This is a genomic window from Mycolicibacterium vulneris (genome assembly GCF_002104765.1).
Lineage (GTDB): Bacteria > Actinomycetota > Actinomycetes > Mycobacteriales > Mycobacteriaceae > Mycobacterium > Mycobacterium vulneris.
Window position 1 is genome coordinate 44105 of sequence record NZ_NCXM01000027.1, and the last position, 26691, is coordinate 70795.

Genomic DNA, 26691 nt, shown 5'->3' on the forward strand with positions numbered 1-26691 from the left:
GGGCCGTGTCGGGGCACCGGATGGCTGCCGTCGACGCGCAGTTCTACTGGATGTCGGCCAAGATCCCCAGCGACGAGTTCCTGCTCTACGCGTTCGACGGTGAGCCCGCCGACTACGCGCGTGCCGTCGACCAACTCTGCTTGCGGGCCAACGCCGAGCCCGCGCTGACGATGCGGGTGCGGGACCGAGGCCGATGGCGCTACCCGCGGTGGGTGCCGGTGGCCGCCACGCCCGAGCAGGTGGTCCACCACGACCTCGCCGAGCAGAACTGGGACGGCGCCCTGGCGGCCGTCGCCGGCCTCGCCGAGGACCAGCTGGACGTCCGGCGAATGGCCTGGCGGCTGCACGTCTTCACCCCGGTGCGCGGCATTCCCGGCGTCACCGGATCCGGCGCCGTGGCGGTGTTGCAGGTCGCGCATGCGCTGGCCGACGGCGCCCGCTCCGCGGCGATGGCGGCGTGGCTGTTCGGCCGGCCGGACCGGGTTCCGGAGGTGCCCAGGCCGCGGCCGGGCTTCCTGCCCTGGCGAGCCGTCCAGGCGGCACGCGCCCATCGCCGGCTGGAGCGCGACATCCGCGCGGGCCTGCTGGCCCCCGGCGCGGGGTCGCGTCCGCTGCTGCCGACGAATGCGCGTCCCGAGGGCGCCCGCGCGGTGCGGACGTTGGTGCGACACCGTTCGCAGCTGCCCGGCCCCACGATCACCATCGGCGTGCTGAGCGCGGTATCGCAGGCCCTGTCCAATCTGCTTGATGGGCAATGCGATTCGCTGGGTGCGGAGGTTCCTATGGCCAAGTCCGGTGCGGCACGGGCGCACAACCACTTCGGCAACATCGTCGTGGGGCTCTACCCGAGGCTCGGGCCGGACGCGCGCGCCGAGCGGATCGCGGCCGACCTGGCCAACGGCCGGCGCCGCTTCGAGCACCCGGCCACCCGGGCCGCCGACCGCGCGTTCGCGGCGGTGCCGGCCGGGTTGCTGCGTTGGGGCATAGGGCAATTCGATGTCGAGGAGCGCGCGACGCAGGTGTCCGGCAACACCGTGGTGTCCAGCGTCAACCGCGGGGCCGCCGATCTTAGCTTCGGCGGCGCGCCGGTGGTGCTGACGTCGGGGTATCCGGCGCTGTCGCCGATGATGGGGCTGACGCACGGCGTGCACGGCATCGGCGACACCATCGCGATCAGCGTGCACGCGGCGGCCTCGGCCGTGCCCGACGTCGACGCCTACCTGGCGCTGCTCGATGCGGCGCTCTAGCTATTGCGCTGTAACTATTGCGCGTCGCCGGATCTGGCCGCCTCTTCGCGGGTCAGGCCGGCGGCGACGATCAGCTCTTCGTGTAGCTCGAACCACACTGTGTGGTAGGAGTCGATTAACGGCCGGGTCAGCCAGGTGGTCTCTCCGGCCTTGACCTTGTTCAGTGCCGCAACCAGTTTGGCCGCGTAGGCGCTCAGCCGCGGCAGTTGTGCCGCGGCGGCCTCAATGATCGGCATCGTGCGGGCGTGCACGTCGTCGAGGCGGGCCAGCACCGCGGCGTCGTAGGCGGCGTCGTCGTGGGCGTTGGGGACGCCGTCCGGCCCGCCCTTGAGCTGCCAATCCGTCACAAGACGCTTGAAGTCGGCGTTGACGGCGCGGAAGTCGTCGTAGGCGGCCGCCATCGCTTTTGGATCGATGCCCTTGCGTTCCTCGGCGAGCAGCGCCGCAAGCCTGTCTGTCCCGCTGAGGGTGATCCGCAACGTCGCGCCTTCGGTCAGCAGGCCCGCCGCGGTCAACCGCTCGACAACGGGGGTGATGTCGGCAAGGTCCGCATCCAGCGTCGCGGCGAGGTCGGCGCGACTCACCCGTCCCTTGAGCCGAACCCCCTGCAGCACAGCCAATTCGGTCACGATGCGGACCCCGGTGTCAGGCGCAGCGCGGTCAGCATCACGGTCAACGGCGTCGCCGACACCACGTCGGCCTGCCCGCTGTCCAGGGCGGCGCGCACCGCGGCCTCGGAGCTGTCGTCCAGTCGCACGTGGTCGCCCGCGGCGTGGGCGCGCAGCGGGCTGATCCGCCGTGCAATGTCGGCCAGTTCACGCAGTTCCGGCGTGTCGTCTTCCGACCACGCGGATAGGCTCAGATTGCCTTCGCGCACTTCGCCTTCGGCGCCGTCGACGGTGATGTGCTTGCCGGCCAGCGCTGCCGCGACCCCGTGGCCGCAGCCCACCACCGCCACCCGGCCCAGTTCGCGGCTGACCACCGCCGCATGGCTGGAGGCGCCGCCGACCTCGGTGACGATGCCCTGCGCGGCCAGCATGCCCGACACGTCTTCGGGCCTGGTGTGATCGCGCACCAGGATCACCCGCTCGCCGCGATCGACGGCGCGCAGCGCCTCGTCGACGTCGGTGTACGCCTTGCCCGACGCCACGCCCGGGCACGCCGGTAGGCCCTTGGCCAATAGCGGTGCCGCCAAACGTATTTCGGGCTGCAACGCCGGTTGCAGCAGGGTCTGGACGTGCGCCGGGGTCACCCGGCGCAATGTCTCCGCGTCATCGATGAGTCCCTCGTGCCGCAGCTGCAGTGCCGTGCGCACGGCCGCCTGCGCCGACCGTTCCGCCGCCCGCGTCTGCAACAGCCACAGCTTGCCGTCCTCGACGGTGAATTCGATCTCCTGGATGTCGGAGTCCAGCCGTTCCAAGGTGCGGGCGGCACCGATCAGTTCGTCGTAGACGGCGGGCTGTTCGTCACGCAGCGCGACGATCGGTTCGACGTCGACCGATCCCGACACCACGTCGTCGCCCTGGCCGCCGGGCAGCCATTCGCCGAACGGTTCGTTGTCGCCGGTGATCGGATTGCGGGAAAAGAACGCTCCAGCACCGGAATTGGGGCCGTGGTTGCCGAATACCATCGCCTGCACGACCACGGCGGTGCCGTGCTGATCGTCGATTCCGTAGTGGGCGCGATAGGCGATCGCGCGGGGCGAATTCCACGAGGCGAATACCGCCTCGATGCCGGCGCGCAACTGCGCGTACGGGTCGGAGGGCACGTGCTCGGCGCCGCCGACGATGCGCAGATACATGTCCGAAAACCGCCGGCGCGTGTCTCGGGCGAACGCTTGGTCACCGGTCGCCGCCAGCGCCTGCTCGACGTCCTCGTTGATGCCGAGGTCCAGGATGGTGTCCATCATGCCCGGCATGGACCGGGTGGCTCCGGAGCGCACGCTGACCAACAGGGGATGAGGGCCCTGGCCGAACGTGCGCGAGGTCTGCGCCTCCAGCCAGCGCATCCGGTCGAGCACATCGTCCCAGACGGCGTCCATGGTTGCCGCGGGGTCGGCGAGATACCGCAGGCCCACCGCGGTGGTGATGCAGAACGCCGGCGGCACCGGCAGGTTGTGCCGGCGCATCGCCTCGATGCCGTGACCCTTATTGCCCAGCAGCTCCCGCGGGTGGCTCGATGTGCCGTCCAGCAACACCACGGAGTGCTCGGTAGGCGCAGACCCACGGCCGCTTGACGCTTTGCGGTGGGCGCCGCTGCCTCGTGCGGTGCCAGCCGTGGTGCACCCCCTTGGTGGTGTGGCTACTGATCGGGCCGACGTCGGAACGCCCGCTATGTTCCCACACGGACCAGCGGATAAAGCGGGGTAGCTGCTCGCGGCTCTTGTGGTGCCACCCTGCTCATGATCTAGGTTTGCAGTTATGACTTCATATGGCACGTTCCATGACGTCGGAGTACTGATCCTGCGGCTGGTGTTGGGCGTGACGCTGGCCGCGCATGGCTACAACAAGTTCTTCGGCGGTGGCCGCATCCCGGGCACCGCGCGCTGGTTCGAGAGCATCGGCATGAAGCCCGGCAAGTTCCACGCCACCGTGGCGGCGACCACGGAGATGGCCGCCGGCTTGGGCCTGGCCGCCGGGTTTCTCACCCCGATCCCGGCGGCGGGTTTCGTCTCGCTGATGCTGGTCGCGGCCTGGACGGTGCACCGCGCCAACGGCTTCTTCATCGTCAAGGAGGGCTGGGAGTACAACCTGGTGCTGGCGGTCAGCGCCGTGGGCGTGGCCACACTGGGCGCGGGCAAGTACAGCCTGGACTACCTGGTCTTCGGGAAGAACTGGTTCGACGGCTGGCAGGGCCTGGTGATCTCGGCGGGGTTGGGCCTGGCCGGCGCCATCGGTCAGCTGGCGATCTTCTACCGCCCGCCGGCCAAGCAAGTCGGTTAGTTACGGGCCGTCGTCGTCCTCGCCCCCCAACAGCTTCTCCGGGTGGTGAAAGGTGTTCACGCGGGGTTGGCCGCGGTCGAGGTGTGCGGGTGGGATCCATTCGGTGTCGCCGTTGGCGCGTTTTCGGGTGGTCCAGCCTTTGTCGAGGAGCCGGTGGTGGGGTCCGCAGGCCAGGGTGAGTTGGTCGATATCGGTGGTATGCGTATGTGCCCAGTCTTGGACGTGGTGGACTTCGCAGTAGTAGCCGGCGACGTCGCAGCCCGGGGCGGTGCACCCCCGGTCTTTGGCGTACAGGACGATGCGCTGGCCCGGTGATGCCAGGCGTTTGGTGTGGTACAGCGCCAGGGGATTGCCGTGGTCGAAGATCGCCAAGTAGTGGTGGGCGTGTCGGGCCAGGCGGATGACGTCGGACATGGGTAGCAGGGTTCCGGCGCCGGTCAAACCTGTGCCTGTTGTGCGTTCGAGGTCCTCGAGCGTGGTCGTGACGATGATGCTGGCCGGTAATCCATTGTGCTGGCCGAGCTTTCCCGAGGCCAAAATTGCGCGCAGGGCGGCGTTGAGACCGTCGTGATTGCGCTGGGCGGCACTGCGGGTGTCGCGGTGAATCGCTTCTTCTGAGGGGGCGCCGTCCACGACCGGCGTGTCATCGTCGGGATTGGCCATGCCCGGGGCGGCGAGCTTGGCCAGCACTGCCTCCCAGCTGGCACGTGCCTCCGGCGTCAACCATCCGCTCAGTCGCGACATGCCGTCGGCCTCTTGATTGCCGAGCACGAGCCCACGCATCCGCGCCCGGTCCGCATCGGTGTAGCTGCCATCGGGATTGAGGCAATCCATCAGGCGCTGGGCCAGCTTCGCGAATTGCTCGGACCGAAACTCGGCGGCCTTGGCCGCCAGATGCTTTTCGGCGTGCACACAGGTCTCGATGTCGACGGACTCGGGCAACTGATGGAAAAACCGCCGGATCACCGCCACATGGTCGGCCCCGATCGCCCCGTCCCGCTGGGCCGCCGCTGTCGCGGGCAACACCGGCGCCAACGGCTCTCCGGTCAACGCCCGACGCTGCCCCAGATCGGCCGCCTCGGCGATGCGCCGTCCGGCCTCCGCCCGGGTGATGTGCAGCTGATCGGCCAGCGCCCAGGACAACTTGCCACCCAACTCGGCCGGATCCGATTGCGCGGCCACCTGATTGATCAGCTGGTGGCTGGGCACTTGAAGGCGACGCGTCAGCGTTTCGAGGCGCTCTAATGTCCGCAACCGCTCGGGGGTGGTCAATGCATCGAACGACAACGCGCAGGCCCGGTCCATGTCGGCATCGAGGGCATCGAACACCGCATCGATGTCGTCCGGCGCACTCGAAAGCATGTTCGAATACTATGACGGCTCACCGACAAAACCCCGCCCACCGAAACCACTGAAACAAAAGTGTCACAAGTGATTTGGCTACGCGACGGCCTCGGTCTCGGCCTCGGCCACCTCGGCCGCGGCGCGCTCGCCGGAGCGGATCGCGCCATCGATCCACCCGCACATGACGGCCGAGCTCTCGGTGCCGGCCCAATGGATCCGGCCACAGGGTTCACGCAAGGTATAGCCGAATTCGGTCAGCACGCCGGTGGGGGCGTGGCCGATCATTCCGCCACCGGAGTAGCGGTCCACCGTCCAGTTCTGCTCGTGGACCTCCAGCGGCGCTTTGGCCTTGCTGCCGAACCGGTCGACGAGTTCGCCGATCACCAGCGCCCTGCGCTCGGCCTCGTCGAGGCTTGTCAGCCGGCGTGCCGCGGGCCCTTCGGTGATGACGCACATGATTCCCGGGTCCCCGGTGTCCGTGCAGGCGTCGATGGTCAGGGTGGCCGGCGACCCGGGCGCTGCGGACTGGCCGGAGAATCCGTCGGCGCGCCAGAACGGCTCGCCGTAAATGAGCGAGGTCTTGATGACCGCGCCGCTCGGCATGCGCTGGTGCAGAAATGCCCGGTCCACCGGGAGCATCGGCTCATACAGGATCGAGGTGGCGATCGCCAGTGGGATCGCGACAATGACGCGGCGCGCCCGCACCGTCAGGTCGGCCGCGGTGATCGTCACACTGTCGCCATCCTGGTTGATCTGCCGGACCGGCTGCGAAAGATGGAGCGCGTCGCCCAGTTCGGCCACCATCGGACGGTGCAGCGCCCCCATCCCACCGACCGGGCGGGCATCTTGCGAGCCGCCCTTGCCCGATATCGCGAAGGTGAGTCCGCCCGCGGAGGCCGTCTGCAGCAGCCCCCAGAGCAACGACGTCTCCGAGGCTGCCGAGGTGTAGAGGCCGGCGAAAGCCATGTCCAGCATCTCGGCGGCGTCCTTGGACATCGAGTTCTTTTCGATCCATTGCCCGATGCTGATGCGGTCCCATTCCTGGGCCTTCTTCGCCTTCCACGGGGCCTCGCGGGGAATGGCTTTGCACATCTTCTCGATGGCGGCCAAACCAAGCCCGAGGTTGGCGACGGCCCACGGGCTCATGGTCCACGGGATGGTGCCGCCGTAGCGGTGTTTCTTGCCACCCACGATCATCACGGCGTCACCGTCGTTGTGCTGCTTGTACTCCGGCACGCCGAATTCGTTCATCAACGCATAGATTCGGTCCTGGCCCGGACCGATCCATGCGCCGCCGCGGTCGATCCATGTCCCGTCGGTTCGGGTCTCGGTGAAGGTGCGGCCACCGACCCGATCACGGGCCTCCAGCAAGGCCACCGCATGGCCGGCCCGTTTGAGCCGCAACGCGGCCGTCAAGCCCGCGAATCCCGCTCCGACCACGCAGTAATCGACCTCAGACACGGCTGGCTCCTCAACCTCGTCCACCCCAGCAGCAAACTACACCGGCCGCATGCGCGCGGTGGCCGGTTAACTCAGGTTTCCGCGGGAGTTCGCGCGCCCGGCCGCCCGGCGGGTGGTAACGCAGGCCCGGCGGGTGGCTGAAGTATGGTGGCGCACAGGCTAATCGGCTGACGAAGGCCCGCCGTATTGCCAGACCAGGGCATGGGGTCCGGTGGTCGTTGGGTTGCACCACATCGGCCTGTTGTTGACGTCCTGAGTGGTCGAGTGCAACACCGTGCACTCGTCACCGGGCATCGGTGGGTCGGCGCGGCCTTCGGCGGCCGACGTGATCGCGAAGACGGCGATAACCGTTACCGATGTGAGGGACCAAGGCCTGCTCATGATGACAATCCCCCTAAGCGCACGTCGACCCGCCTTCAACGGTATCGGCGCGAAAGGCGCAGGCAAAGGTTTCTTGCCCAAGGTCGCAGTACGCAGCCCTAGAACAGGTTCTAGTCTGTGAAACCATGGGATTTCTGAAGCCCGAGCTGCCGCAGCTCGACATGGCCGAATGGAACAAGGGCACCCGTAGCGAAAAGATCCGGCCGATGGCCAAGCACTGGGCCGAGGTGGGCTTCGGCACTCCGGTCGTGCTGCATCTGTTTTATGTCGTCAAAATCCTGCTCTACATCCTCGGCGCGTGGGTGTTCGCGTCGGCCACCGACGGCCTCGGCGGCTTCACGCGCGTCGCGTCGTGGTGGTCGGAGCCGATCGTGTTCGAGAAGGTGGTTCTCTACACGATGCTCTTCGAGGTGGTCGGGCTGGGTTGCGGCTTCGGCCCTTTGAACAACCGGTTCTTCCCGCCGATGGGTTCGATCCTGTACTGGATGCGCTTCGGCACCATCCGCCTGCCACCGTGGCCGGATCGGGTCCCGCTCACCAAGGGCACCAAGCGCAAACCGGTCGACGTCGCGCTGTACGCGCTGTTCCTTCTGGTGACGCTGGCGGCGCTGTTCGCCGACGGCACCGGACCGATACCCGAATTGGGCACCAAGATCGGGCTGCTGCCCGCATGGAAGATCGTGCTGATACTGCTGCTGCTGGCGGTGGTCGGCCTGCGCGACAAGGTGATCTTCCTGGCCGCCCGCGGCGAGGTGTACGCGACCATGGCGGTGACGTTCCTGTTCGCCGCGCCCGACATGATCGTCGGGTCCAAAGTGGTGTTCCTGGTGATCTGGATGGGCGCCGCCACATCCAAGCTCAACAAACACTTTCCGTTCGTCATCTCCACGATGATGTCCAATAACCCGCTGGTGCGGCCCCGGTGGCTGAAACGTCGCTTCTTCGAGAGCTTCCCGGATGATCTGCGGCCGGGACGGCTGTCGCGGTGGATGGCGCACTTGAGCACCGCCATCGAGATGTTGGTGCCGTTACCGCTGTTCTTCTGTCACGGCGGCTGGCCCGTCACGATCGCCGCCATCGTGATGGTCTGTTTCCACCTGGGGATCCTGGTCTCGATCCCGATGGGCGTGCCGCTGGAGTGGAACGTCTTCATGATCTTCGGTGTGTTGTCGTTGTTCGTCGCGCACACCCACATCGGGCTGCGCGACCTGCGGCACCCGGTGGTGGTGGCGGTCCTGTTCGTCGTCGTCGCGGGAATCGTCGTGTTGGGCAACATGTTTCCGCGCAAGATCTCGTTCCTACCCGGGATGCGTTACTACGCAGGCAACTGGGACACCACCCTGTGGTGCATCAAGCCCTCGGCCAGCGACAAGATCGGCAGGGGCATCGTGGCGATCGCCAGCATGCCGCAGGCCCAGCTGGAGCGCTTCTACGGCAGCCCCGAGGCGGCGCAGATCCCGATCTACATGGGATATGCGTTCCGCGGCTTCAACACTCACGGACGCGCGCTGTTCACGCTGGCGCACCGCGCCATGGCGGGGCAGAACGAGGACGACTACGTCATCACCGACGGCGAGCGGATCTGCAGCACCGCAATCGGTTGGAACTTCGGCGACGGCCACATGCACAATGAGCAACTGATCGCCGCCCTGCAGGAGCGCTGCCACTTCGAACCGGGCGAGGTCCGCGTGGTCCTGCTCGACGCACAACCGATCCACAAGCAGACCCAGGAGTACCGGTTGGTCGATGCGGCGACCGGTGAATTCGAGCGCGGCATCGTTCGGGTCGCCGATATGGTGGTCCGCCAGCCGTGGGCCGACGACGTTCCGGTGCAACTGCTCTCGGACGAGTCACCGTCGACTGCCACGCCAGAGTGACGGCGAAGGCCGGGCGCCACGCTAGCGCGACGCCCGGCCTCGGCTGAGGGCTAGACGCCGGCCCGGACCTCCTGGGCGGCGGCAACCATGTTCTTCAGCGACGCGGCCACCTCGTCGGAGTTACGGGTCTTCAGCCCGCAGTCGGGGTTGACCCAAAGCCGTTCCGCCGGAACAGTTTTCAGCGCCGCCCGCAGCGACTTGGCCATCTCCTCGGTGCTCGGCACCCGCGGTGAGTGGATGTCGTAGACGCCCGGACCCACGCTGTTGGAGAAGCCGACCGAGTTCAGGTCGTCCAGCACTTCCATGTGCGAGCGTGCCGCCTCGATGGACGTGACGTCGGCGTCCAGGTCGGCGATGGCTCCGATCACCTCACCGAATTCCGAGTAGCACAGGTGAGTGTGGATCTGGGTGGAGTCCGCGACGCCGGAGGTGGCCAACCGGAAAGCGCCTACGGCCCAACGCAAGTAGTCCTCCTGGTCGGCCCGACGCAGCGGCAGCAGCTCCCGCAGCGCGGGCTCGTCGACCTGGATCACCGCGATGCCCGCAGCTTGCAGATCCACGGTCTCGTCACGGATGGCCAGCGCCACCTGGTTGGCGGTGTCGGCCAGCGGCTGGTCGTCGCGGACGAACGACCACGCCAGGATCGTCACCGGGCCGGTCAGCATGCCCTTGACCGGCTTGTCGGTCAGCGACTGCGCATACTTGGCCCACTCCACCGTCATCGGGTGTTGCCGGATCACGTCGCCGAAGAGCACCGGCGGGCGCACGCAGCGGCTGCCGTAGGACTGCACCCAGCCGTTCTTCGTCGCGAAGAAGCCGTCCAGCTGCTCAGCGAAGTACTGCACCATGTCGTTGCGCTCCGGCTCGCCGTGCACCAGCACGTCGATCCCCAGGCTCTCCTGCAGCTTGATGACGTCGGCGATCTCCTGCTTCATCCGCCTCTGGTACTCGGCCTCGTCGATCTCGCCGGCGACCAGCGCGGCGCGCGCCTTACGGATCTCGACGGTCTGCGGGAATGACCCGATGGTGGTGGTCGGCAGCGGCGGCAGGTGCAGCCGCTCGTCCTGGCTGGTGCGACGCTGGGCGGCGTCACCCCGGTGCGTACCCGACGCGACGATCGAGTCGATGCGCGCCCGGATGCGGTCGTTGTGCAGGCGCGGGTCGCTCTTGCGGGACGCCACCGCGGCGTTGGACGCGGCGATCTCGTCGGCGACCGCGTCGCGGCCCTCGTTGAGTGCCCGGGCCAGCGTAACCACCTCGGCGACCTTCTCCTGCCCGAACGCCAGCCAGCTGCGCAGCGCGTCGTCCAGGCCCGTCTCGGGCTCCAGCGAGTAAGGCACGTGCAGCGTCGAGCAGGACGTCGAGACCACCACGTGGGCCGCCGAGCCCCGCAGGGCGGCAAGCTTGCCCAGGGCCGACTCCAGGTCGGTGCGCCAGATGTTGCGCCCGTCCACCACACCGGCGACCAGCGTCTTGTCGGCTAAGCCGGGCGCCCCAAGAAGAGAAGCCACCGCGGTGTCGGTCCCGTAGACCAGATCGACACCGATCGCCTCCACCGGCGTACGGGCCAGCCCGGCCAGGGAGGCGCCGGGGTCACCGAAGTAGGTGGCGACGTAGATGGCCGGCCGATTGCTCACCGAACCCAGCCTGTTGTAGACCGCCTCGGCCAAAGCCGGCGCGTCGGGGGAGATGTCGGTGACCAGTGCGGGCTCGTCGAGCTGTACCCACTGCGCGCCCCCAACGGACGGGTCGGCGAGCAGCGACAGCAGCTCCGAGTAGATCGGGATCAGCTCCTGCAGCCGCTCGATCGGCGCTCCGCCACCGTCGACGCCCTTGCTCAGCAGCAGGAACGTGACCGGTCCGATGACCACCGGACGGGCCGGAATCCCAAGACCTCGTGCCTCTTTCAACTCCGAAAGCACCTTCTCTGGGTTCAGCGAAAATGTGGTCTTGGGTCCGATCTCGGGGACGATGTAGTGGTAGTTGGTGTCGAACCACTTGGTCATCTCCAGCGGCGCGATGTCCTTGTTGCCGCGCGCCGCGGCGAAGTAGCGGTCGAGGTCGTCGGGGACCTGCGCGGCCCGGGCCGGCAGCGCGCCCAGCATGACCGCGGTGTCGAGCATCTGGTCGTAGTAGGAGAAGGTGTTCACCGGCACCGAGTCCAGGCCGGCGTCGACGAGGCCCGTCCAGGTGTCGCTTCGCAGCGTGGCGGCGACCTTTTCCAGATCGGCCCGGCTGGTGCGTCCGGCCCAGTAGCCCTCTGTAGCGCGCTTGAGTTCGCGCTTGGGACCGATGCGTGGCGAGCCGACAACCGTTGCGGTGAATGCTTGAGGGGTCACGATATTCGTCCTTAAATCGGCGTGGTGGTCACCGCCGGCGGACGTGCAGCCAATCCGTTAGCGGTGCGTACCCGGGTACCAACCGCAACGGCTGCAGCCTAGCGCCCATTCCTCGAGGCGATGAGCCGCCGGACGCGGCGCGCCCGGCACAGCTGGCAGGTCTCCGGACTCGCAGGCGCGCACTTCGGTGGTGCTCCTAGTGGCCGTCGCTTCCCAGTCGTAGTGACCAGTGCTTGCCAAAAACTCTGACGGCGGTCGTTCCTGCATACCGTTGCGGGACAGTCCCGGATTCCCACCGGGTTCCCTCTTACGAAGCGTTACTAACGTTGCTTCGCTCGATGCCGGCGCCACGTTTGCGGCGACGGCAGACCAGCTGCGTAGCGCAGCATACTCGGCTGGTGGCGGCATTACCCAGCCAGTGCCTCAGTGATGGGAACTTCGCCGCAGTTGAAGTCGATGGTGCGGCCGATGGTGGAGTCGTCCGCCAATGCGGAGCTGAGGCGGCGTACCACCGTGGGGTCACGCAATTGCGATGAGTTTCGGGCCTCTTCCCCGGATTCCGGGATTAAGACGTCTCTTTGAACACCACGGTATAGGGCTAGTGACCGGCGACGTCGTCAATTCGGTCGTTAGCGGAGACTTCAGACATACCGGTGGACGAGCGCCCGAGTCGGACAGCTTCTTCCAGAAGATCGGCGGCGCTGGCAACGCTCTGGGCGGGCGTGGTCATCTGGGCCGCGACCTCACGGGCTCGGCTCATACATTGCGGAGTGAGGATGGAACGCAGGTCCGTGACGAGTGATGCTGCGGTGCTTTCCGAAAAAGCCCGACCGGCACCCACTTCGAGCCGTTCGACCGCGGCGGCCCACATCGGTTGATCTTGGACCGAAAACCACAGGATCAACGTGGGCACTCCGGCCCGCAGACCCGCAGCCGTGGTGGCCGAACCACCGTGGTGGACCACCGCGCGACAGGTCGGGAAGATGGTCGTGAAATTCACCGCATCCACCACCTTGACGTGCTCGAAATGGGGGACGTCGCTGAAGTCACTCCAGCCGGCGCAAACCAACGCCCGCTCGCCCAAATGCGCGCAGGCCGCGCTGATCGCGGCGATCGTGTGGGCCGGAGATTCGATCGACATGCTGCCAAACCCGAAATAGATCGGCGGTGTCCCCGCCGCAATCCACGACAAGACCTCGTCGTAGGCATCCGTCGGTGACTCCAGTGTCAGCGCGCCGATGAAGGGCGATCGCCCACCCTGTTTCGCCAATTCCGTTGCCATTTCGGGAAAGCAGAGCTCGTCGTAGGCATGGATCTCCAGCGATTCAAAGGATCCGGTTGTCTCCGGCAGGCCTAATGCGCGGCGTTGGGCGTCTTCAGCGTCCCTGGTTATGTGCCCGAGCATGCCATCCAAGCGCGGCGGTTCCCCAGGGAAGAAACTCAGCACGGCCAGCGGAATGTCGTGATACTCCGCGACGATGGCGGCCCGCCCCTGTCCGCCTTTGTTCACTACCAGCAGGTCGGCCCCTTTTGCCAGCGCCAGCAGAGTGGTGCACCACTCCGCCCAGGCACGGGCGACATGCTCCATGATTTCGACCATCGCACCAAACGGAATCTGGCCGTTCGCGTTGCCGATGAAATCCCCGTAGCCCTGCCACGGCGTGGACTCCCACGCAACCACGTCAAGCCCCACTGACTCCACGAAGCCACACATGTGAGGCGGCGCAGCCATGCACACGTCATGACCTCGGCGCAGCAGTTCCCGTCCGACGGCGGCGAGAGGTTCGACGTCGCCGCGAGTTCCGTAGGCCGCCAGCAGAACTTTCATCGGCGCAACCCGACTTCGAGGTGATGTCGACTTCGACGTGATGTCATTGAACGGCCTTAGACTAGCTCGTGACGTCGGCGTGAGCCCGACTCAGCGCCAGATGATGCCGCGCCCGATATCGCATACGCAAAAGACTGGCACGCTCGATGCCGGCGCCGCGGTTGCGGCTACCGCAGACCAGCTGCGCTGTGAAACTTACTCCGCTGCTTGCCGCGCTCAGCCCGCCAGTGCCTGAGCGATGGGGACATCGCCGTTGTTGAAGTCGATGGTTCGGCGGATCGTGGCATCTTCCGCCAGTGCGGCGGCTATGACGAGTGCGACGTCCGCACGCGAGACTTCGCGCATTTCCCGGTCGATCTCGATTCGTCCAGTCGCGGGATCGGAGGTGAGCCAGCCGGGTCCGAGCACCGTCCAGTCCAGGTCGCTGGCGCGCAGGTGAGCGTCCGCCGCCGCCTTGGACTCCGCGTAGGGGAAGAACGGATCGTCCGGCGGTACACCATGATTCGGGCCAGCGCCGAAGTACGACACCATCACGAACCGCTTGACGCCGGCCTGCGCGGCGGCGTCGATCACCCGAATGGCCGCATCACGGTCGACGGCGTAAGTCCGCGCCGGGTTGCCGCCGCCGGCCCCGGCGGAGAAGACGACCGCGTCTTGGCCGGCCACCAGAGTGGCCAGCGCACCCGTGTCGAGTTGCTCGATGTCGGCAACCACCGGGTGGGCGCCGGTGGCCGCGACGTCGTCGGAGTGGTCCGGATTGCGGAAGACCGAAGTCACCTCGTCGCCGCGTTTGGTCAGGATGGGGGCCAGTTGAAGCGCGACCTTGCCGTGGCCGCCGATGACGACGATGCGTGCCATACCCACCGACGTTACGCGCTGAAGACTTACGTGAGCTGCACTCGCCCCATGATCAGATCAATGATCGGCTTGCCGGGGGCGTAGGCGCCGGTCATCGAGGCCATGGTGTGTCCGGAGTCCACCAGCAGCGTGATCCCGCTGACGCCGCAGGCCGCCTCGCTGTTGAGGAAGGTCATCACGTCGCCCATCTGCTCGGGGGTGTGCACTTTTGAGCCGGTCTCGTCGCGATAGTCCTGGGCGAAGGACAGCCACAGGTCCGCATTGGCCTGGGCCAGCGGGGTGTCCGTCGGGCCCGGGCAGATCGCGTTGATTCGAATGCCCTTCTTCGCCAGCGGATAGCCCTGGGTGGCCACGTAGGTGTTGATCACCTTCTTGCTGGTGCCGTAGTGGTTGATGCCTTCGGCCTCGTGCGCCTGGCACCACGCCTCGGCCGCCGCGAAGTCCGGCGTGGCCAGAAATTCGAGCATCAGGTCCAAGTCGTTCTCCCAGCCCATGCCGGCGACCGAGGAGATGAAGCAGATGGCCGAGCCGTTGGGGAGCTTGTTGTGTTCCAGCAGCCGGTCGATGAGGTGGCGGTGGCCGATGAAGTTGATCTTCATCAGGTCGATCGTGCCGTCGGCGACGCCGGCTGCCGAGAACACCGCGTGGATGGGGCCGTCGATCTGCTCGAGGGCGGAATCGATGGACGCGGGGTCGCGCAGGTCCACCTGGACGGACTGGGCGACCTCGTAGTCCACCGGCGCGTAGTCCATCACGATGACTTCGGCGCCTAGCTCGGCCGCTGACTTGGCCGCCGCGGCGCCCATGCCAGTCGCGCCGCCGACAACCAGCGCCCGTTTACCGTCGTAGCGCAACCGATCGACAATAGACATGGAAATCCCCTTCTCGGATAATGCCAACGCGGTTCTAACTGCTCAACTGTATGGGTAACAGTTATTTGGTTCAAGACCGGGGCGGGTTAATTGAGGTTTACTTGCCGCGGACGGCGACGCCGCGCAGCACGGTGTCACGAACGTGCAGCAAAGCAGGGCGTTTGCCGATCTCGGCGAGGATGTTCTCCGGGATCCACTGCAATCCGATAAGGCAGCGCGCCAGCATCGCAGTCGACGGGGCGTCCATCGCGATCTCGCCGGAGCGCAGCCCTTCGGAGAGCAGCGATTTCATCTGCCGAAGGCGTGTGGCGTAGGACCAGCCCGGATTCGCGGTCGGCGGTGACAGCCGCATCCAGGCCAGTTGAATCCTGAACTCGTCGGAGAACTGATCCAACGCATTGACGTTGACCCAGCTCAGTGCGTCCAGCTTCTCGGTGGGTGTGGCGTCGGAACGCAGCACGCTGACCCAGCCCGCCTCCACCTTCTTGCCGAAAGAGCGCATGATCGAGTTCAGGAGTTCGTCCTTCGACCCGATCACCCGGTATACGGTGCCGGTGCCGAGACCGGCCGCCGAGGCGATGTCCCTGATGGTGGTGACCTCGTACCCCCTGCGGCCAAATTCCGCTCGGGCCACCGCGCGCACCAGCGCCGCCTTGTCGCTCGGGTCCGCGTCACTGTCGTCGGACCACGTCGCGATGACGTCCTTGGCTGCGGCGAAGGCGTTGGACCGGTCCAGCGCCGCGTCGGTGGGAGGACGAGTTGCCAAGCCCTGCAGGATGATTCGGCACAGCAGTTCGGCCACCTGGTTGGCCGACGAACTGTGGCGCATCACGTCCAGGCCGACCTGCAGCATGGTCTGGCAGATTCGATCGGCCAATGTCGGCAGATCGATGTCGGGTTTGATGTAGCCGCTCCACCGGCCGGCGCGCAGCGTCTGCAGCATCGCCTCCTGGATAGCCACCGGCCGCTGCTGCGTCAGCTTGGTCAGCTCCGGATCCGTACCCGGCCCCTCGTAGAACGACATCTGCAACGCCGCGCGGTGTTCGACGGCGCAGTTGGCGATCGCCGATCCGAGCTCGATGATCTGGTCGGCGACCGGACGGGCGTCGGGTCCGTCCAGCCTCTCCTGCGCGGACCGCCCGATGCGCTCCAGATCCTCCTGGTAACGCAGGATCAGCTCGACGAGGATGGCTTCCTTGGACTCGAAATGGTGATAGAGGCTGCCGGGAAGAATGCCCGCGGCATCGGCGATCTCCTGCAGCGACGTCCGCAGCCCCGAGGAGGCGATCAATGACGCGGCGGTGGCTAGGATCTCGGCGCGGCGGCTCGGAGAATCAGCTGTGCCGCTGCCTCGCAGTGACTCGGCCTTCGCCATGGTTAGCGGTGTGCAAATCCGGACGATTGCGGGCTGGCGAACATTCGCATTCGTCCTCTCTTGCCGAACCAAATCTTTGTTAGAGGCTATCAGACTGTGTGCGATGAATGCGCTGCACAAAGCGGTGAAAGCCCCATTCTAGAGCGGGGGGCCGTCCCAGCGGTCGCACGCAACCACCTCCTCGAGCGGCCGCCGGGGCGCCGGTGAGAACGTGCGACCCGCACGGAGCCGCCCCACCGGCAACAGACAACCCTAAACGTAGGTTGGCGGGATCCCGAGCAGGTTCCGAATTTCCTCTTCGTGATGCAGATGCAGGGTGGTGGTGCACGTCCCGTATCCCCGGGTGTGCAGCGCCAGCTGGAAATTCCACACCGGCGGGAAGAGCAGGTACTCGATATCCATCACTGACGGCCTCTCTTGGCAAGGCGCGCACCGAGTTCGGTGAGGTATTCGTCGGGGCCGCCGCGCAACGCGCTCCAGCTCAGCAGGCGCTTGAGGTAGAGGTGAGCATCGTGCTCCCAGGTGTAGCCGATCCCACCGAACACCTGGATGGCGGTGTCGGCCACGGTGGCCAATCGTCCCGCGAACGCCTTCGTGCGCATCGCGGCGAGATGACGCTCTTCGCCGGATCGACCGTCGGCTCCCGGGAACGCGTCGCTGGCCCACAGCGCGTGGATCACACCGCTGCGGGCCAGCTCGACCGTCTCGAACATGTCCACACACAGGTGCTGGATGGCCTGGAAGGAGCCGATCGGCTGACCGAATTGTGTTCTGCTTTTCGCGTATTCGACGGCGAGGCCCATGATGGCGCGCGCGGCGCCGAGCGCGTCGGCCGCGGTGGCGATCAACACGTCGTCGATCACCGCCGCCAGGTCGTCCGCGGGCACCGCGGCCAGTCGCTGCGCGGGTACCGCGTCGAACGCGACGCGGAACTGCTTGCGGGTCTGGTCGATGCCGTGCTCGGGCGCGACCGACAGCCCGGACGAGCCGGCCCGCACCGCGAAAAGCGCGCTGCCGTGGTCATCTTCGGCGACCACGAGCAGAACATCGGCGGCCGCGGCGTCGGGCACCGCGGTGATCTCGCCGCGCAACTCGATAGTGTCATCGCGTCGGCTCGCGGCGACCGAGGTGTTCGCCGAATCCGGGAAACAGACCGTGGCCACGGTGCTGCCGTCGGCGATGCCGCGCAACAACTTTGGTGCGATGTCGTTGTCCCCGAGCCGGGTCAGCGCCCGCGCGGCGGCCACCGCGGTCGACAGCCACGGCCCCGGATGCAACGCGGCGCCCAGCTCTTCGGCGACGATGCCGGCCTCGACCATCGTCATGCCGGCGCCGCCGTACTCCTCCGGGACCAGCAGGCCGGTGGTTCCGAGATCGGCGAGGCCGCGCCAGACCGCATCGTCCGTCCCGGCCGGATCGTCGAGCAGCGCCCGCACATGCTGCGAAATCGATGCCTTCTCGGCGAGGAAGCGCCGTGTGGTGTCGCGCAGCGCCACCTGCTCGTCGGTGAGTTCGAGGTTCATTTGCGCGGCAGTCCCAGCACTCGTTGTGCGGTGATGTTCTTGTTGATCTGCGTGGTACCGCCCGCGATGGTCAGCGACCGCGACGTCAGGCGGTAGTTCGCCCACGGCGCGCCGGCGCCCTGGGTGCCGAGGGTGTCGAAGGCCAGTGCAGCCAGGTCCTGGCCGATCTCGCCCCACACGGTCTTGGCGAGGCTGGCCGACCCCAGTGCGTCGCCGCCGTGCAGCGTCGCCGAGATCGACCGCTGACACAGGACCTCGAGATACTTGATACGAACCGCGATTTCGCCGAGGCGCCGCAGCGTCACCGGATGGTCTAGCGCGCCGGTGCCGGCCGCGGCGAGATCGTTGACCAACTCTTCGAGCCGCACCTGCATCTCCGCGTACAGCCTGGCGGCTCCGGCGCGCTCGTGGCTGAGCGTGGTGGTGGCCACCTGCCAGCCCGCGTTGAGCGGACCGAGCAACGCGTCCACCGGCACCCGCACGTCGTGGAAGAAGACCTCGGCGAAGTCGGCGTCACCGTTTAGCGTGACCAGCGGGCGGACCTCGATGCCCGGCAGCGTCATGTCGACGATCAGGCAGGAGATCCCCTTGTGCTTGGGTGCTTCGGGATCGGTGCGCACGTAGAGCTGACACCAGTCGGCCCGATGCCCCAGCGAGGTCCAGATCTTCTGGCCGTTGACGACGAAGTCACTATCTTTCGGGCCGTATCGCACGGCGCGGGTGCGCAGCGCCGCGAGATCGGACCCCGCCTCGGGCTCCGACATTCCCTGGCACCAGATGTCGTCGGCGCGCATCATGCGGGGGAGCAGCGTGAGCTTCTGCGACTCGGTGCCGTACTGCATGATTGCCGGGGCGGTGTTGTTGAGCCCAATCACGTTGAGCGGCATCGGAGCTCGAGCGCGCGTGGTCTCTTCGGTGTAGACCAGCTGCTCGAGCACGGTTGCGCCGCGCCCACCGTATTCGGGCGGCCAGGACACGGCGGCCCATCCCGCGTCGGCCATCGTCGCGTTCCACGCGCGCAACATCTCGAACGCGGCGTCGTCGCGGCCCGTGGGCCGGCGCGCGGCCACCAGCTCGTCGGTCAGGTTCTGCGAGAGCCAGTCACGCAGCTCGATGCGGAACTGTTCCACGTCCGCCGGGTATGAGAAGTCCACGTTCCTCTGTCTTTTGCGTCGTAAAACCCTGACCCAGCCGGACTCTACGGTTGAGCGGATAGCTGGTCAATGATGTTGGCGGCCATGCGCGACGCCGCTCCAGGCGATCCACGTAACGACCGCCGGAGACCGTCATGTGGTTCGCCGGTTCACGGTCGGTCCCGATGAACAGGTAGTAGGTCTCCGCGTGCGCCTCGTCGCCGTCGACGTCGATGGTTCAGCAGATAGTGCTGGTATCGCGTCTGGCTGCCGTGATACGCGAGCGCCCGGTCGATGAAATCGTCCACCTCGCCGACGAATCCGACGTGGTCGTCGACGGCGCCGTCGTGGTAGGCAGATCACCGCGCGGTCGGTGAGATGCCTGACCTGGTTGCGCAATTCGCCGTCCACGATCAGCTCCCTCGGGGTTCGGGGAATGCGACCTCAGCGTTGTCCGGCATCGGGCTGACGCCGCGTCGCTCACACACTTCCAGCACCTCATCGACGATCGATGCGGGCACGATGAACTTCTCGGTCGACGACATCTGTTCGAGATGCGCCTCGATGTCCTCGGCCGTTGGCCGACTCTCGGCCTCGGCGAGCCAGCCCTCGGTGAGACCAACGAACACCCGCGCATAGCGGCCGGCGGCCGCGGAATAGTTGCGGTGGGTGAACGTGCAGGCCGTGCTGGCCAGGAATGTCACCAGCGGCACCACGAGCTCGGGCCGGATGGCTTGCATGAAGCCGGATTCGGCGAGGAACTTCTCGTCGCCAACGGTCTCGGTGACCATCCGCGAGAAGCCGGTGGGCATAACGGAATTAGCGAGTATCCCGTGCGCCTCGCCTTCGATCGCGATGACGTTCGCCAGTCCGACCAATCCGGCTTTGGCCGCCGCGTAGTGGGCCTCCATCGGCTGGCCGAAAATCCCGGCGGAGGACGAGATGAACACGAATCGTCCGCCCCCGTTGTTCTTCATCACGCGATATGCGGGCTGGGAAAGGTGAAAGCCGCCGTCGAGATGCACGCGCAGCATCCGCCTCCAGTCATCGTGCGAGAGGTCCTCGAAGGGCACGCTGCCAAAAATGCCGGCGTTGCTGACGACCGCGTCGATGCGCCCGAAGGCGTCCACGGCCGCATCGATGATCGCCTGGCCGCCGGCCGGATTGTCCACGGAGTCGTACGAGGCGATCGCCCGGCCGCCGGCCTGCGTGATCTCGTCGACCACCTCATCGGCGACGCCTCTGTCGGAACCCTCGCCGCGCATCGAGCCGCCCAGATCGTTGACCACCACGGCGGCCCCGCGACGGGCCAGGTCCAGCGCGTACAGCCGACCGAGTCCCCGACCGGCCCCGGTCACCAGCGCCACCTGGCCGGTGAAGTCAATCATCGTGCGCTCCTGATTCATTGACTGCTGTGCAGCCGGACTTTACGGTGGAACAGATATTTGGTCAACAATCTGGAGGTTGAGCGTGGAGGACGGCGCCGGTGCCGACCGACTGCAGGCCCTGGGCATGCTTGCCTCCGCGCTCGCGGGCCGGGCCGTCGCGGTCGCCGGGCTGCCACCGGGTGAACCGGCATGGACCGACGGCCAGACGATTCACGTCGATGCCGCGGCCGCGCCGCGCGCGCAACTGAAAGCCGTAGCCGTGCAAGCGTCGATGATCGCCGCCGGCAGCCTGGAGCCCGATGTGGTGGGCGCGTTGGTTCGCCGCCGCAAGCTGGCCAAGCGTTACCTCTCGGTCGAAGGCCACCGCGCACTGGTCGCCAACGCCCCGTTGCTGCCAAGCGTTTTGGCGTCGCTCGGCGATCGCGACATCGCGGGTCGCAGCGATTCGCCCGACGCGTCGCTCGACATTGCCGCCAGACGGGGGGCGCTCGAGGACCCGCCGCCGGGGTTCGGCGTGATCCGTGCGGCGAAGGTCATTGCCGCGTGTGCCGGGGTGGCCAAACAAGACGAGGAGGAGAAGGCCGGCCATGTGCCGCGGCGCAATGGCGCAACGCAACTCGATGAGCTCGACGACGGTGAGGTCGACGACTCCGACGATCCCGACCTGTTCACCAGCCCGGTTGGCGGTGGCGGATTCATCGGCAAGTGGTTGAAGAAGATGCTGTCGTCCGCGCGCAAGACCGGAAGTGGCGGCGGCCCGCCCGGCGCGGACAATCCGACCCACCGCATCAGTTCCGGCAAGCGCGGCGCATACGCCGTCGCGTCGCTGGCCTCGACCTCCGGCGACGACGGCGACGCCGACCACGATGGGCAGACCGCCGCGGACGGCGTGCGGTATCCCGAGTGGGACGTCGCGCGCAAGAGCTATCGGCCGGCCTGGTGCACGGTGCGTGAGGTCGAGCCACAGATCAAGGGGTCGGCCACCCAGGCCATCGACGACGCCATCGGCGTGCGGCGGCCGCTGTCGCGGCTCGGCATGGGCCTGCACCGTCGGCACCGGCAGTCGCAGGGCGACGACATCGACATCGACGCGGCGGTCGAGGCTCGGGTCGAGGTGCGGGCCGGATCGGTGCCCGACGAGGCCGTGTACCTCGACAGCCTGCGGCGCCGTCGCGACCTGTCGGTGCTGCTGCTGCTCGACGTGTCGGGTTCGTCGGGCGAACCCGGAACGGCAGGGCGCACGGTGCACGAACAACAGCGTGCGGCCGTCGCCAACCTGACCGTGGCGTTGCACGATCTGGGTGACCGTGTCGCGCTGTACGCGTACTACTCGCAGGGCCGTCGCGCGGTGAGCATGGTGCCGGTGAAGCGGTTCGACGACCAGCTGAATTCCCAGGTCATCCGGCGGCTCAACAGCTTGGAACCCGGCGCGTATTCACGACTGGGCGCGGCGATCCGGCACGGTTCGGCGACTCTGGAGGCGCGCGGCGGTACGTCGCGGCGGCTATTGGTGGTGCTCTCCGATGGACTGGCCTACGACCATGGCTACGAGCGGGCGTACGGTGCCGCGGACGCGCGCCGCGCGCTGACCGAGGCCCGCCGCCGGGGGACCGGCTGCGTATGCCTGACGATCGGCGCGGGAACCGACGTGCTGTTGCTGCGCCGGGTGTTCGGCAGCACGGCGCACGCCACCATCGCGCGCCCCGATCAGCTCGCCGGTGTGATCGGACCGCTGTTCCGATCCGCGCTGCGCTCGGCGGAGGTTCGCCGCAGATTATCGGTGATGCCAAGTCCCAGAACACAGTTGGCGCGCGAAAACGTAAACACCGCCCGGCAGAGCACTTGAAAACAAACATCTGTTCCGGCTAGGCTCCAATCGCCGGAAGTAGCGGAAGGGAAGCTATGGCCAACGAGTCCGGTCTTGCGTACTTCAACGGCGGTCCGTCCGACGCGGACGGAAAGGAAGAAGTGCGGCCCTACTACCAAGCGGTCGGCGGCGAAGAGGCCGTTTTCAAGGCGGCTTACCGCCAGGGCCTGGCGCTGGTCCTGAAGGGTCCGACCGGGTGTGGAAAGACCCGATTCGTCGAGGCGATGGCCCACGACCTGGGGCGTCCGCTGATCACCGTCGCCTGCCACGACGACCTCACCACGGCGGACCTGGTCGGCCGCTACCTGCTGCGTGGCGACGAGACGGTGTGGGTGGACGGCCCGCTGACCCGGGCGGTGCGTGAGGGCGCGATCTGCTACCTCGACGAGGTGGTGGAAGCCCGGCAGGACACCACCGTCGTGCTGCATCCGCTGGCCGACCATCGGCGACAGCTGCCCATCGAGCGACTCGGCGTCACGCTGGACGCGGCGCCCGGATTCGGCCTGGTGGTGTCGTACAACCCCGGCTATCAGAGCGTGTTGAAGGATCTGAAGGATTCGACGCGGCAGCGGATGGTGGCCATCGAATTCGATTTCCCCACGGCCGATATCGAAGAATGCATCGTCGCGCACGAGGCGGGCGTCAACGGGACCACCGCGGCCGAGCTGGTCCGGTTCGGGCAGGCCATCCGCCGGCTGGAAACGGGCGGGCTGCGCGAGGTGGCTTCGACGCGGGTGCTGATCGCCGCCGGCAGGCTGGTCGCCGAGGGCCTGAGCATGCGGGAGGCGGCGCGGGCCGCCATCGCGGGTCCGCTGACCGACGACGTGGCGGTGGGCAAGGCGCTGGGCGAAATGATCCAGATTTACCTGGGTACGGACGGGTCCGGCGGGTCCGGCGGGTCCGATGATTGACGCTGCATACCGCCCCCGCTAGGGCCTGAACAAATATTAGGTTTTCGATCGGCGCGCGCAATTCAGTCACCTGGGAGGTCGGATGTCCTACGAGAGCAGCGCAGAACCGATCAAGGTCGGCTACCTGATGGACTTCAAGCTCCCGCCGGGGTTCCCCGAAGAGCTGTTCGCCTCCTTCACCCGTACGTTCGACCTCATCTTCGAAGAAGCAACCGGTCAGGGCCTGATGGACCGTCCCGTGCAGATGATTTATCGCGAGGTGGAGGGACTGCCCAAGGGTTCGGTCAAGGCGGTGATCGATGCGTATGGCGAACTGGTCGACGAGGGCTGCCTGGTGGTCTTCGGCCCGAACATCACCGATAACTGCGTGCCGTTGCGAGAAGCGATCGAGGAACGGTTCAAGGTACCCGCGATCAGCGTGACCGGCACCGACGACTGGCTGGGCGAGTGGACATTCGCCTTCCCCCAGGGATCGATGACCGATGAACCGATCTTCCTGGCCGACCTCATCGCCAAGCGCGGGCTCACCGAAATCGGTGTCCTGGTCGAGCAGAGCCTCATTGGTGAGAGCTACCTGAAGAACCTGCGAAGTGCCTGCCGGCGCAAAGGCATTCGGATCGTCGCGGAAGTCGCGATCGCGCAGACGGCCCAGGACATCAACGCCGCGGTGCAGACGCTGCACGAGGCAAAGGCCGAGGCGATCGTGCACCTGGGCTTCGGCTTCGGAATCGTCTTCATCAACCCGGCGCTCGAGTCCCTCGGCTGGGACCCGCCCCGCTTCACCACGACGGCGTGGCAGAACGCCTGGGTGAACCCGATCATGTGGAATGCATTCATGGGCTGGATCGGTGTCGACCAATACGACGAGGCGAATCGAATCGGCCAGGACTTCCTCGACAGCTACGCAAAGAAGTACGACGGGAGCCGCCCCGAATTCTGCGTGACCGTGGTCAACCGCGACGTCGCCGCGACCCTCGTGCGCGCGTTCACCGACGCCCATCCGCTCAGCCCGCGCGGCGTCAAAGAGGCGCTGGAGCGGGTCAAGATGATGCCCGCCGCGTCTGGCGCGCCTGGTACCCGCGTGTCGTTCGGCAAATGGACACGCCGGGCCTGGATGGGTGCCGGGTACCTGGTGGCGCGCACCCTCGACGCCGATGGCATCAACTCGCACTTGGTGGATCGCTTCGGAGAGGAAGACTGATGTCCACAGAACAAACCACACCTCCTGCCGAGCAGGAGGAACCGGCCGCCGCACAGCGAAAAGCCAAGCGCGGCTGGGGCGGTTGGATCGCCGCCGCGGCGCTGGCCGCCTTCGCGCTGTTCTTCATCGCGAATTGCCGTGTGGCCCTTGACCCTCGCGTCGCGAACCCGAATGTGCAGGGCCGGCCCCGCCCGGTGAAATTCACGTTCGGTCTGGACTACATCGCGTTCCTGGACTGGGCCACGGTCGGGGCGCTGATTGTGCTGTTGATCGTCTTCATCAGGGGCTGGCGCCGCAATCCCGGTAGCCCGGTGATGTTGATGTTCCTGTGCACCACGCTGATCGTGTGGCAGGACCCGATCATGAACTGGTCACCGTTCGCGGTCTACAACCCCGATCTCGTTCACTGGCCGGAATCCTGGCCACTCGTGTCGTTGTCGCCGACCGTCGAACCGTTCGTGGTCTTCGGCTACGTGATGTTCTACTTCGGCCCCTACTTCCCGGCGGTCTGGCTGCTGCGCAGACTGCAGGCAAAGTACGGACCCACCAGCTATGTGTCGCGGCATCCCCTGGTCAGCCTGGGGCTGATCACGCTGGTGATCGGGTTCATTTTCGATGCCTTCCTGGAAAACATCCTCATCCACTGGGGCATGTACATCTACTCGCAGGTGATTCCGTGGGGATCAGTGTTCACCGGCACCACCTTCCAGTTCCCGCTGATCTGGGAATCGTTCTCGGTGTGCTTCGTGATGGTGCCGGCCGCGATCCTCTGCTACCGCGACGACACCGGTAAGTCGGTGGCGGAAAAGCTTGCCGCAAAAGCGAAGTTGTTCCCGTCGCGCCCGGTGCTGGGCACGTTCCTGGTGATGTTCGTCATCATCAATGTGTCGTACTTCGCCTACGGCGGCTGGTTCTGGGTCATCAAGGTCAGCCACGCCGCCACCTCGGTGGCCTGCCCGTGGCCGTATCCGGAAGCCAAAGTGTATGACCCGCAAGGGTATTACGAGAAGGCGGGCGCTCAGGGCCCCTACTCGGTCGGCATCTGGTCGACCTGGGCGAGCGGGGAGCCCAACGGGCGACCCCACGTCATCCCCCCGCCGCCGGGTGAGGGCGCGTGTGCGACGGCGGGCCAGCATGGCTGAGCCGCGCACGGTCGTCATCACCGGCGCATCCCGCGGACTGGGCTTCGCCTCGGCGGTTCGGATGTACCGGGAGGGGTGGCGTGTGGTCGCGGCCATGCGCACTCCCGACCAGGGAATGCCGCTGCTGCGCGACGCTACCGGGGCTGCCCCCGATGACGAGCGGTTGATCGGCGTCCAGCTCGACCTGACCGACAGCGCGTCGATCGCCGCGGCGGCCAAGACAATCGAGGAAGCCGTGGGCGCACCGTACGCACTGGTGCACAACGCGGGTATCTCGGCCGCCGGCATGGTGGAGGAGACCGACATGGCGTTGTGGCAGCGCATGCTCGCCACCAGCGTCCTGGGCCCCGTCACGCTCACCCAGGCCCTGCTGCCGTCGATGCGGGCGGCGGGTCAAGGGCGAATCATCCTGGTGTCCAGCGCGGCCGGGGTGCGGGGCCAGCCCGCCACCGCGCCGTACTCCGCGGCCAAGGGAGCGCTGGAGCGGTGGGGGGAATCGATGGCGTGCGAAATCGCGCCGTTCGGTCTCGGTGTCACCGTCCTGGTCGCCGGCACGTATGACACCGAGATCATCACCGACGCCGGCACCACCGATGACCGAAACTTCGGTGGTCCGTATGCCCGGCTGCACAACACCATGAACAGCCGCGGGCGCTTCGCGATGAAATTGGCGCGGCCGCCGGAACGGTTCACCGACGGCCTGCTCAAGGCGATCGATGACCGGGGAGCATTCCGCCGCCGGGGCATCGGGCCGGACGCCTCGATGCTGTTGGTGGCCAACAGGATCCTGCCGGCGTCGGGCATGCATCACATGTCGCGGATCGTGCTGGGCATACCCCGGCAGGGGTCGATGCGCGATGGGGCGTGGCCGTTGACGACAAGTCAAAAGGCGATGGTTTTCGTCGCCCGGGTTCTTCCGCAGCCGGTACTGCAGCGCTTGGCCGCGGTGGCGGGGCGGTTCTCGTCGCAAACGAATGCTGCGCCGCAAGGGGATTAAGGGGC

At 67.0% G+C, this 26691-nt stretch carries 22 protein-coding genes, 2 pseudogenes and 1 riboswitch; of the genes and pseudogenes, 8 read left to right on the forward strand and 16 right to left on the reverse strand.

The genetic code is table 11. From position 1 onward, the window contains the following. Positions 1-5 precede the first annotated feature (5 nt). Positions 6-1247, forward strand: a complete 1242-nt coding sequence (locus B8W69_RS22460; protein ID WP_245843340.1) for a WS/DGAT domain-containing protein — start codon at positions 6-8, stop codon at positions 1245-1247. Between the two features lie 14 nt (positions 1248-1261). Here the strand turns inward: B8W69_RS22460 and B8W69_RS22465 are convergent, their stop codons facing one another. Beyond that, positions 1262-1876 (reverse strand): MarR family transcriptional regulator, encoded by a 615-nt coding sequence (locus B8W69_RS22465; RefSeq protein WP_085291970.1) that lies wholly within the window; start codon positions 1874-1876, stop codon positions 1262-1264. After that, the gene (locus tag B8W69_RS22470; RefSeq protein ID WP_085291971.1) at positions 1873-3447 is read right to left on the reverse strand and encodes a pyruvate, phosphate dikinase; all 1575 of its coding nucleotides are present in this window, start codon (positions 3445-3447) and stop codon (positions 1873-1875) included. The genes B8W69_RS22465 and B8W69_RS22470 overlap by 4 nt, the downstream gene beginning before the upstream one ends. Positions 3448-3667: 220 nt before the next feature. Here B8W69_RS22470 and B8W69_RS22475 point away from each other — a divergent pair, with 220 nt between their 5' ends. Next, positions 3668-4189: a DoxX family protein gene (locus B8W69_RS22475; protein ID WP_085291972.1), complete on the forward strand. Its 522-nt coding sequence runs from the start codon at positions 3668-3670 to the stop codon at positions 4187-4189. Here B8W69_RS22475 and B8W69_RS22480 read toward each other — a convergent pair whose 3' ends face one another. The 3 genes from B8W69_RS22480 to B8W69_RS22490 all read right to left on the reverse strand — a co-directional run bounded on the left by B8W69_RS22480 (position 4190) and on the right by B8W69_RS22490 (position 7375). Further along, positions 4190-5551, reverse strand: a complete 1362-nt coding sequence (locus B8W69_RS22480; protein WP_085291973.1) for an HNH endonuclease signature motif containing protein — start codon at positions 5549-5551, stop codon at positions 4190-4192. Positions 5552-5629: 78 nt separating this feature from the next. Continuing rightward, complete coding sequence (locus B8W69_RS22485; RefSeq protein WP_085292017.1) at positions 5630-6994, reverse strand: flavin monoamine oxidase family protein; 1365 nt, start codon at positions 6992-6994, stop codon at positions 5630-5632. A 159-nt stretch (positions 6995-7153) separates the two neighbouring features. Continuing rightward, complete coding sequence (locus B8W69_RS22490) at positions 7154-7375, reverse strand: hypothetical protein (RefSeq protein ID WP_085291974.1); 222 nt, start codon at positions 7373-7375, stop codon at positions 7154-7156. Between the two features lie 125 nt (positions 7376-7500). Here B8W69_RS22490 and B8W69_RS22495 point away from each other — a divergent pair, with 125 nt between their 5' ends. Beyond that, the gene (locus tag B8W69_RS22495) at positions 7501-9252 is read left to right on the forward strand and encodes a DUF3556 domain-containing protein (RefSeq protein WP_085291975.1); all 1752 of its coding nucleotides are present in this window, start codon (positions 7501-7503) and stop codon (positions 9250-9252) included. A gap of 50 nt (positions 9253-9302) precedes the next feature. On the opposite strand, the gene metE is transcribed toward B8W69_RS22495, so the two are convergent. The 11 genes and pseudogenes from metE to B8W69_RS22545 form a co-directional block, all read right to left on the reverse strand. Then, the gene (gene metE / locus B8W69_RS22500) at positions 9303-11591 is read right to left on the reverse strand and encodes a 5-methyltetrahydropteroyltriglutamate--homocysteine S-methyltransferase (protein WP_085291976.1); all 2289 of its coding nucleotides are present in this window, start codon (positions 11589-11591) and stop codon (positions 9303-9305) included. Between the two features lie 137 nt (positions 11592-11728). Continuing rightward, positions 11729-11946: riboswitch (cobalamin riboswitch) on the reverse strand. A 52-nt stretch (positions 11947-11998) separates the two neighbouring features. Further along, positions 11999-12085 (reverse strand): annotated as a pseudogene (locus tag B8W69_RS31565) (NAD-dependent dehydratase); the annotation flags it as partial. A 104-nt stretch (positions 12086-12189) separates the two neighbouring features. Beyond that, positions 12190-13419 carry a glycosyltransferase gene (locus B8W69_RS22505; RefSeq protein WP_085291977.1) on the reverse strand — a complete coding sequence of 410 codons (1230 nt, stop codon included), beginning with the start codon at positions 13417-13419 and terminating at the stop codon, positions 12190-12192. A gap of 216 nt (positions 13420-13635) precedes the next feature. Beyond that, positions 13636-14277: an SDR family oxidoreductase gene (locus B8W69_RS22510; RefSeq protein WP_085291978.1), complete on the reverse strand. Its 642-nt coding sequence runs from the start codon at positions 14275-14277 to the stop codon at positions 13636-13638. Positions 14278-14303: 26 nt separating this feature from the next. Continuing rightward, positions 14304-15149 (reverse strand): SDR family oxidoreductase, encoded by an 846-nt coding sequence (locus B8W69_RS22515; protein ID WP_085291979.1) that lies wholly within the window; start codon positions 15147-15149, stop codon positions 14304-14306. 97 nt (positions 15150-15246) lie between these two features. Continuing rightward, positions 15247-16524, reverse strand: a complete 1278-nt coding sequence (locus tag B8W69_RS22520) for a TetR/AcrR family transcriptional regulator (protein WP_085291980.1) — start codon at positions 16522-16524, stop codon at positions 15247-15249. A gap of 138 nt (positions 16525-16662) precedes the next feature. Beyond that, positions 16663-16908 (reverse strand): annotated as a pseudogene (locus tag B8W69_RS22525) (nitroreductase family protein); the annotation flags it as partial. Between the two features lie 17 nt (positions 16909-16925). Further along, entirely contained in the window at positions 16926-18047 is a 1122-nt protein-coding gene (locus B8W69_RS22530) for an acyl-CoA dehydrogenase family protein (protein WP_085291981.1), read from the reverse strand. Then, positions 18044-19201, reverse strand: coding sequence for an acyl-CoA dehydrogenase family protein (locus tag B8W69_RS22535; RefSeq protein WP_085291982.1), 1158 nt, complete (start codon positions 19199-19201; stop codon positions 18044-18046). Before B8W69_RS22535 ends, B8W69_RS22530 begins: the two co-directional genes overlap by 4 nt. Further along, a complete protein-coding gene (locus B8W69_RS32030) occupies positions 19149-19415 on the reverse strand; it encodes a nuclear transport factor 2 family protein (protein WP_342744708.1) in 267 nt (88 codons plus the stop codon). The genes B8W69_RS22535 and B8W69_RS32030 overlap by 53 nt, the downstream gene beginning before the upstream one ends. A gap of 178 nt (positions 19416-19593) precedes the next feature. Continuing rightward, positions 19594-20568, reverse strand: coding sequence for an SDR family NAD(P)-dependent oxidoreductase (locus B8W69_RS22545; RefSeq protein ID WP_085292018.1), 975 nt, complete (start codon positions 20566-20568; stop codon positions 19594-19596). Between the two features lie 124 nt (positions 20569-20692). On the opposite strand from B8W69_RS22545, the gene B8W69_RS22550 reads away from it, so the two are divergent. The 5 genes from B8W69_RS22550 to B8W69_RS22570 all read left to right on the forward strand — a co-directional run bounded on the left by B8W69_RS22550 (position 20693) and on the right by B8W69_RS22570 (position 26686). Further along, on the forward strand, positions 20693-22414 hold the full coding sequence (locus B8W69_RS22550; protein WP_439330636.1) for a nitric oxide reductase activation protein NorD: 1722 nt from the start codon (positions 20693-20695) through the stop codon (positions 22412-22414). A gap of 56 nt (positions 22415-22470) precedes the next feature. Next, positions 22471-23346 carry a CbbQ/NirQ/NorQ/GpvN family protein gene (locus B8W69_RS22555; RefSeq protein ID WP_085291984.1) on the forward strand — a complete coding sequence of 292 codons (876 nt, stop codon included), beginning with the start codon at positions 22471-22473 and terminating at the stop codon, positions 23344-23346. Positions 23347-23428: 82 nt separating this feature from the next. After that, a complete protein-coding gene (locus B8W69_RS22560; protein WP_085291985.1) occupies positions 23429-24547 on the forward strand; it encodes an ABC transporter substrate-binding protein in 1119 nt (372 codons plus the stop codon). Continuing rightward, on the forward strand, positions 24547-25689 hold the full coding sequence (locus B8W69_RS22565) for a spirocyclase AveC family protein (RefSeq protein WP_085291986.1): 1143 nt from the start codon (positions 24547-24549) through the stop codon (positions 25687-25689). Before B8W69_RS22560 ends, B8W69_RS22565 begins: the two co-directional genes overlap by 1 nt. Continuing rightward, positions 25682-26686: an SDR family oxidoreductase gene (locus tag B8W69_RS22570; RefSeq protein ID WP_085291987.1), complete on the forward strand. Its 1005-nt coding sequence runs from the start codon at positions 25682-25684 to the stop codon at positions 26684-26686. Before B8W69_RS22565 ends, B8W69_RS22570 begins: the two co-directional genes overlap by 8 nt. The last annotated feature ends 5 nt before the right edge of the window (positions 26687-26691 follow it).

Coding starts and splice junctions, on each gene's coding strand:
- B8W69_RS22475 (WP_085291972.1), top strand. CDS start 3,668: ATGACTTCATATGGCACGTTCCATGACGTCGGAGTACTGATCCTGCGG.
- B8W69_RS22480 (WP_085291973.1), bottom strand. CDS start 5,551: ATGCTTTCGAGTGCGCCGGACGACATCGATGCGGTGTTCGATGCCCTC.
- B8W69_RS22490 (WP_085291974.1), bottom strand. CDS start 7,375: ATGAGCAGGCCTTGGTCCCTCACATCGGTAACGGTTATCGCCGTCTTC.
- B8W69_RS22495 (WP_085291975.1), top strand. CDS start 7,501: ATGGGATTTCTGAAGCCCGAGCTGCCGCAGCTCGACATGGCCGAATGG.
- B8W69_RS22505 (WP_085291977.1), bottom strand. CDS start 13,419: ATGAAAGTTCTGCTGGCGGCCTACGGAACTCGCGGCGACGTCGAACCT.
- B8W69_RS22510 (WP_085291978.1), bottom strand. CDS start 14,277: ATGGCACGCATCGTCGTCATCGGCGGCCACGGCAAGGTCGCGCTTCAA.
- B8W69_RS22515 (WP_085291979.1), bottom strand. CDS start 15,149: ATGTCTATTGTCGATCGGTTGCGCTACGACGGTAAACGGGCGCTGGTT.
- B8W69_RS22520 (WP_085291980.1), bottom strand. CDS start 16,524: ATGGCGAAGGCCGAGTCACTGCGAGGCAGCGGCACAGCTGATTCTCCG.
- B8W69_RS22530 (WP_085291981.1), bottom strand. CDS start 18,047: ATGAACCTCGAACTCACCGACGAGCAGGTGGCGCTGCGCGACACCACA.
- B8W69_RS22545 (WP_085292018.1), bottom strand. CDS start 20,568: ATGATTGACTTCACCGGCCAGGTGGCGCTGGTGACCGGGGCCGGTCGG.
- B8W69_RS22550 (WP_439330636.1), top strand. CDS start 20,693: ATGCTTGCCTCCGCGCTCGCGGGCCGGGCCGTCGCGGTCGCCGGGCTG.
- B8W69_RS22555 (WP_085291984.1), top strand. CDS start 22,471: ATGGCCAACGAGTCCGGTCTTGCGTACTTCAACGGCGGTCCGTCCGAC.
- B8W69_RS22560 (WP_085291985.1), top strand. CDS start 23,429: ATGTCCTACGAGAGCAGCGCAGAACCGATCAAGGTCGGCTACCTGATG.
- B8W69_RS22565 (WP_085291986.1), top strand. CDS start 24,547: ATGTCCACAGAACAAACCACACCTCCTGCCGAGCAGGAGGAACCGGCC.
- B8W69_RS22570 (WP_085291987.1), top strand. CDS start 25,682: ATGGCTGAGCCGCGCACGGTCGTCATCACCGGCGCATCCCGCGGACTG.